At 65.7% G+C, this 6,045-nt stretch carries 7 protein-coding genes; 4 read left to right on the forward strand and 3 right to left on the reverse strand.

All coding sequences use genetic code 11. The annotated features are described in order from the left end of the window. Positions 1-136: 136 nt before the first annotated feature. From Q0J74_RS09965 to Q0J74_RS09975, 3 genes are all read right to left on the reverse strand, one after another. Positions 137-661, reverse strand: coding sequence for a helix-turn-helix domain-containing protein (locus tag Q0J74_RS09965; RefSeq protein ID WP_297214132.1), 525 nt, complete (start codon positions 659-661; stop codon positions 137-139). A gap of 90 nt (positions 662-751) precedes the next feature. Then, positions 752-1,795 carry an aminotransferase class V-fold PLP-dependent enzyme gene (locus tag Q0J74_RS09970; protein WP_297214134.1) on the reverse strand — a complete coding sequence of 348 codons (1,044 nt, stop codon included), beginning with the start codon at positions 1,793-1,795 and terminating at the stop codon, positions 752-754. A 13-nt stretch (positions 1,796-1,808) separates the two neighbouring features. After that, positions 1,809-3,002, reverse strand: a complete 1,194-nt coding sequence (locus tag Q0J74_RS09975; RefSeq protein WP_297214137.1) for a hypothetical protein — start codon at positions 3,000-3,002, stop codon at positions 1,809-1,811. Positions 3,003-3,363: 361 nt separating this feature from the next. On the opposite strand from Q0J74_RS09975, the gene Q0J74_RS09980 reads away from it, so the two are divergent. The 4 genes from Q0J74_RS09980 to Q0J74_RS09995 form a co-directional block, all read left to right on the forward strand. Continuing rightward, on the forward strand, positions 3,364-3,969 hold the full coding sequence (locus Q0J74_RS09980; protein ID WP_297214139.1) for a ubiquitin: 606 nt from the start codon (positions 3,364-3,366) through the stop codon (positions 3,967-3,969). 11 nt (positions 3,970-3,980) lie between these two features. Further along, positions 3,981-4,673: a response regulator transcription factor gene (locus tag Q0J74_RS09985; protein ID WP_297214142.1), complete on the forward strand. Its 693-nt coding sequence runs from the start codon at positions 3,981-3,983 to the stop codon at positions 4,671-4,673. Beyond that, positions 4,670-5,149, forward strand: coding sequence for a hypothetical protein (locus Q0J74_RS09990; RefSeq protein ID WP_297214144.1), 480 nt, complete (start codon positions 4,670-4,672; stop codon positions 5,147-5,149). The genes Q0J74_RS09985 and Q0J74_RS09990 overlap by 4 nt, the downstream gene beginning before the upstream one ends. Positions 5,150-5,164: 15 nt before the next feature. Beyond that, the coding region (locus tag Q0J74_RS09995; protein WP_297214147.1) for a histidine kinase dimerization/phospho-acceptor domain-containing protein at positions 5,165-6,045 on the forward strand (881 nt) is incomplete at its 3' end.

Below are 6,045 nucleotides of genomic sequence, written 5' to 3' on the forward strand. Positions count from 1 at the left end.
GCAAGTGTGGGATTTGTCCGCTGCAGACGGACAAATCCTGCGCGCAGCGGCCTGCATCCTACTCGAAAAAGTGGCTCTGCCACTTTTTCGACAGCCTCAGCGGGACCGCTGCATTCCCATGCAGCGGTCCCGTTTTTTATTTCCCAAACAGCAGGGCGTAGTAGAGGGGGATGGTGAGGTAGAGCATCCAGCCCGGATGCCAGTTGTCCAACAAAAAGCCGGTAATCAGATAAACCACTGTAATCACCACGGCGTAAACTCCGTCCAGGCTCAGCAGATGAGTGACGGTGGGCAGGCACACCATCAGCGCCAGGGTCAGCAGCCAGAGCAGCTTTTCCTTCCGGGCGGCCCGCTTCTTTTTCCGCAGCTGCTCCAGCCGGTCCTCCGCCTCCTCCCAGGCCTGGGCAGCCTCAAATACCTCCCGGCTCTCCCGGGCCTCCGCACTCTCCTCCGGCCGGGCGGCCTGGAGCAGCAGCTCATCCAGGGAGACGCCGTACAGCCGGGCCAGGGCAATCAGATTGTCGGTATCGGGGGAGGACTCCGCTCGCTCCCATTTGCTTACCGCCTGGCGGCTCACCCCCAGCCGGGCGGCCAGCTCCTCCTGGGAGTGGCCGTGCGCCCGCCGCAGAGCCACCAGCCGGTCGGCAATTTCGATATTCATGGACATCCCTCCTGGAGGTAGTTTATCCATTCACAGGGGCGGGGACCACCCATTCTGCTTTTCAGAGGGGCAACTATCGGTTGCGGCGGCCTACAGCAGGGTCTCCAGCGCCCCCTCCAGGTAGTCGATCTGTCCGAAGGTGGTGAACGGTCCCACGGAAAAACGCACCACACCCTGTTCCCCGCAGCCCAAAGTGCGGCAGGCCAAGGGAGAACCCAGCAGGCCCCAGGCGCACCGGATACCGTACCGACCCTCCAGCAGGCGGGCCAGCTCGGCGTTGGGCCGGGCAGTACATACCACCGACACCACTCCCGGCCGGCCCCGGGGCGTGGGACTGCCCAGGACCCGCAGCCCCGCTCCATCCAGCTCCATCAGCCTGGCCCATAGGTGGCGGGACAGCTGCTCCAGCCGCGTCCGCAAAGGGGCGCCCATCTCCGCCAAATAGTTCAGGGCGGCCCCCAGGCCAGCGATACCGGGCAGGTTGGCCGGCTCTTCGGTCTCCAGCAGGTCCGCCGCCCCGGTCAGCCGGGGGGAGAGGGCCAGACCGCTTACCCCCTCCGGCCCCAGCAGTCCGGTATGCCCCCAAAAGGCCAGGCCGTCAATGGCCTGGGCCGCCAGGTCTACCGGCAGCACACCCAGGGCCTGGCCGGCGTCCACCAGGAACAGAATCCCCCGCTTCCGGCACAGCAGGCCCACCGCCTCCAGGGGCTGCACCGTGCCGCACACCGGGCAGGCGTGGCTCAGCACCACCGCCCGCACCGGGGCGGCCAGCTTCTCCGCCAGACCGTCCAGCTTCAGCTCTCCCCGGTCGGTACAGGGCAGCAGCTCCACCGTAATTCCCGGCAGACCGGATAAAACGCGGAGGGTGCTTCCCCGTCCCATAGGGGAGGCCAGGATCTTGTCTCCCGGCTGGAGCAGGCCGGACAGCAGCCGCTCCAGTCCCCAGTCCAGTCCGGGGGTAAACCGGAGGAGGCTCCCCGCCGGTGCATTTGCCAGGGCCAGAAGGGTTTCCCCCACCGCCTCCGGTCCCGTTTCGGGGGTGTCCGGCCGCAGCACGGCCCGGCACATGGCCTCTCCCACCCCGGGTGCCTTGGGAAAGGCGGCGGCACAATTGTCCAAATAGACGGCTCTCATGACCCCTGCCTCCTTAAAAATCCGTCTCCACCGGCAGGTGGAAGCGGTAATCCGCCTGCTCCATCCGGGGCAGAGCCTGCTCCAGCACGCCCACGCCGTTGGCGCTGTCGTCCATCAGTACCCACACGGTTCCCTGACGGCCGGCCAGGCCGTCCAGCAGGGCGGCCCGCTGCACACTCCGGCTGCGGCCATCGTCCCGGGCGTCCAGATCTCCGGACCAGCAGACCCAGCCCGCCTGTTCCGCCGCCTCCGACCCGCTGTCCGGCAGCTCCTCCAGCAGGGCCAGATGGGTGCGCAGGTGGAGGTGCTCCTCCAGCCACCGGCGTCCCTCCTCCAGCTCCGCCAGGGCGGCCTGAGTTCCGTTGGCGGTGGAGACGCTCAGACCCACGGTGTGGCCGGAACCCACCGCCCGGCGCACGGCTAGCTCATGCCCGGCCAGCTCCTCCGGCCGGAAAAAGAGCAGGGCCTTTACCTCCGCCCCGTCCAGGGCGTCCAGCAGCGCCTCCGTCCCGGCCCCGGTACACTGGAAGGCCAGCGCTACCGTCAGCTGGCGCTGATCCCCCTCCCCCGGGCTGGGAGACGGAGAGGGGGAGACGGAGCCTCCGCCCCCGGAAGAGCTGGTGGGCTTGGGACTGGCGGTGGTTCCCATGGCCTTCAGATATTCGTTGTACCGCACCCGCATCTGGTTGGCTGCGGAATCCACAAACTGGGAGGTGCTCAGCCACTCCTGACCGTTGGTAATACGGATTAAGGTGCCGTAGCTGGTGGGGGTATAACTGTAATTCAGCCCGAAATAGCGGCACACCCCCGCCAGAGGCACAAACACCCGGCTGTTGCGGAGAACCGCCTTCATTCCCATGTCCTCCCCGGAGGACTGCTCCACGCAGGTGCCGGCGTTCAGGTCAAATAGCAGCGTCCCGCTCAGGCTGTACAGGGTGAAGGTATACTCCGTGTTGGTGCGGTTCTGGCCGTAAGATACCCCCAGGTTCACCCCGGTATAGGTCCAGTCAAAGGCGTGGTAGGGTACGTACATGGTCCCGCCGATCCAGGCGGGCATGGCCTCCAGGGGCAGATCCACCAAAATCTGGTCGTTCTCCGCCATAATGTAGATCTCCACGCCGTCCGCCGCGGCCTGGGTACCGGCCAGCAGGCTCACCGCCAGCACCGCCGCCCACAGACAGGACAGCGCCCGCCTCCATCTTCTCATCCCATCGCCTCCTTTTCAAGGGATTGCGCCGCCATAATGCCGCGGCGGCTGTGCAGGAACGGGTCAATCGTCATAGAGTTCGTTTGCCCCATAAGGGGCGGAAAATCCGGCGCAAAAGAAACCATAATGGCCGGTGTGCGGCTATTATACCACGGAAGCCGCCGGGGGTAAAGCGGACTCTTGCACCCCATTTTCCCCCATAGTATAATAAAAAGGCACCGTATCCCCACCCGATGGGGTTGCTTTGCCGGGGGAGGGGTGTGGGGTGCCTTCGGGGATTTAATGGGATTTTAACAGTTCCTAAATGCCATCTTCAACGGGGTTCGGGTATACTGAACGCATAGGGAAGGGGCGTGTCAGAATGGAAATTACGCTGGAGCAGGTGGAGCGCCTGCGGGAAAAGGCCGACGTCTCCTATGAGGAGGCCAGGGCCGTTTTGGAGGAGACCGGGGGCAGCCTGCTGGACGCCCTCATTCTGCTGGAGCGGCGGGGAAAGGTCAGGCCCGACTGCGGCGGCAGCGCCCGCTACTCCACCCGGACGGGCGGCGCCGGCGGCGAACCGGGCGACGGCGCCCAGGAGAGACCGGAGGGAAACAGCGGGGAAGAGTCCCGGTTTTTCAGACTGAACCTGACGGCGGAGGAGGGGGGCGTCCGGCATTTCTTCCAAACCCTGCTCCGCCGGAGTCTGGAAAACAGTCTGGAGGTATGGCGGCGGGAAGAGCTGGTGGTGAGCATCCCCCTGCTCATTTCCATTCTGCTGCTGATTCTGGCCTTCTGGATCTGCCTGCCCCTGCTGGTGCTGGGCCTGGCGCTGGGCTGCCGGTACCGGCTGGCCGGGCCGGACTTTGACCGCAGTTCGGCGGGAGCGGCGGTCAACCGGGCCGCCTCCGCCGTGGGAGACACGGTGGAGCACATGAAGGACCAGGCCCAACAGTATTTTCACGAAAATCACCGGGATAAAAAGTGAGGTGTTGCCCCATGGGGGAGCGAATCCTGCTGGTGGAGGACGAGGAGAAGCTGGCCCGGATGGTGGAGCTGGAGCTGCGCTACGAGGGCTATGAGGTGGAAAAAGCCTTTGACGGGCGGCGTGGCCTGGAGCTGGCCCTGGAGGGGGAGTTTGACCTGGTGCTGCTGGACATCATGCTTCCCGCCCTGTCTGGGATGGAGGTACTGCGGCGGCTGCGGCGGGAGAGCCAGATCCCCGTTATCATGCTCACCGCCCGGGACACAGTGGTGGATAAGGTGTCCGGCCTGGACATGGGGGCGGACGACTATGTGACCAAGCCCTTTGCCATTGAGGAGCTGCTGGCCCGCATCCGGGCTGCCCTGCGCAAGCGGCCCGCCCGGACGGAGACGCCCACCGCCCTGCTCACCGCCGGACCCCTGACCATGGACACCGAGCGGCATGAGGTGGCGGTAAACGGCCAGAGCGTGGCCCTCACCCGCCGGGAGTTCGACCTGCTGCGCTGCCTGCTGGAGCACAAGGAGAAGGTGCTCACCCGGGAGGCTCTGCTGGACCAGGTGTGGGGCTTCGACTTCGCCGGGGAGACCAATGCGGTGGACGTGTATATCCGCTTCCTCCGTTCCAAGCTGGACGAGCAGTTCGGCATCAAGCTCATCCACACCGTCCGGGGTGTGGGTTATACCATCCGGGAGGAGGTACATCCATGAAAGCATCCGCTATTGTCTATACCAGCACCACCGGATTTACCGCCCAGTACGCCGCCCTGCTCTCCCACCAGACCGGTCTGCCCCTCTGCCGCCTGGAGGAGGGGGACAAGCTGCCCCGGAATATCCCGGTGCTCTACCTGGGCTGGTTGCGGGCGGGCCGGGTGGTGGGCCTGAAAAAGGCCCGGAACAGGCTGGCTGTGGCCGGAGTCTGCGCCGTGGGTCTGGACTCCGCTGCGGATTTGGATAAGCTGCGCCAGGGCAATCACCTGGAGCATATTCCCCTGTTTTTCCTTCGGGGCGGCTACGACCCCGCCCGGGTGCGGGGAGTGGACAAGCTGATGATGGCCGCCATGGAGCGGATACTCTCCGGCAAGTCCGATCCCCGGTCCCGGGCTGCTCTGGAGGCTGTCCGCCGGGGTGCGAACTGGGTGAGCCAGGCACAGCTGGAGCCAGTGCTGGACTGGCTGGCCGGTTGAGAAAAGGAGGCTGCCATGGCCCGACAATCCAACCGGAAGGAGGGGCGGATCAAATCCTCCATTGTGGCTCGGCTCAACGCCAAGCTGTTTTTCCGGCTGCTGGGCATCTACCTGATGCTGGATCTGCTGTTGGTGGCGCTGTTCTGCGGCGGACTGGTGGCCTGGTCGGAGGGGCAGGCCGCCCGGCTGGCCAGGCTGGCGGAGGAACGGGGAGTCCCCTCGCCGGAGGCCACCGAGTGGATGGCAGCCGGCAGCTATACCGTCTCCTCCGGCGCAGGCACGCCGGAGGGTATCCGTCTGGCCGACTGGCTCCCCAGTCCAGCGGAACTGAAGGGGGAGGAGCGGTACTTTGACCCGGGGACGGTGGATCTGCTGCCCCTGATCACCTTTTCCACCGGCGGCGCCACCAGCTACACCCTGGTGACCGACTGTCAGGGGGAACCGTATACCATCCGGCTGGACCTGTCCCGGCCGGCGGCCATCTTCGTCTTTGCCGCCCGGGTGCTGGTGATCTGCCAGCTTATCAGTCTGCTGTCCAATCTGCTGAAAAACGCCGGTACCATCCGCCGTACCCTGCGGCCTATTCAGGACCTGGCCGCCGCCGCCGCCCGGCTGAATCAGGCGGCCCAGGGCATGTCAACCGAGGAACTCCAGGTCCTGGCGGGGGAGCTGGATGAGATCAACGCCACCCATCTGGACCGGCGGATTTCCATCTCCGGCACCCAAAAGGAGCTGCGCACCCTGGCCCGGGCCATCAACGCCATGCTGGACCGAATCAACGCCGCCTACCGCTCCCAGATGCGATTTGTCTCCGACGCCAGCCACGAGCTGCGCACCCCCATCGCCGTCATCCAGGGCTATGCCAATCTGCTGGACCGGTGGGGGAAGGACGACCC

This window comes from uncultured Flavonifractor sp., from assembly GCF_944387675.1.
Taxonomy (GTDB): Bacteria; Bacillota; Clostridia; order Oscillospirales; family Oscillospiraceae; genus Flavonifractor.

What these genes read in the sequence shown, in the direction of transcription:
- Q0J74_RS09975 (WP_297214137.1), bottom strand. Translation starts at nt 3,002, where the DNA reads ATGAGAAGATGGAGGCGGGCGCTGTCCTGTCTGTGGGCGGCGGTGCTG.
- Q0J74_RS09980 (WP_297214139.1), top strand. Translation starts at nt 3,364, where the DNA reads ATGGAAATTACGCTGGAGCAGGTGGAGCGCCTGCGGGAAAAGGCCGAC.
- Q0J74_RS09970 (WP_297214134.1), bottom strand. Translation starts at nt 1,795, where the DNA reads ATGAGAGCCGTCTATTTGGACAATTGTGCCGCCGCCTTTCCCAAGGCA.
- Q0J74_RS09990 (WP_297214144.1), top strand. Translation starts at nt 4,670, where the DNA reads ATGAAAGCATCCGCTATTGTCTATACCAGCACCACCGGATTTACCGCC.
- Q0J74_RS09985 (WP_297214142.1), top strand. Translation starts at nt 3,981, where the DNA reads ATGGGGGAGCGAATCCTGCTGGTGGAGGACGAGGAGAAGCTGGCCCGG.
- Q0J74_RS09965 (WP_297214132.1), bottom strand. Translation starts at nt 661, where the DNA reads ATGAATATCGAAATTGCCGACCGGCTGGTGGCTCTGCGGCGGGCGCAC.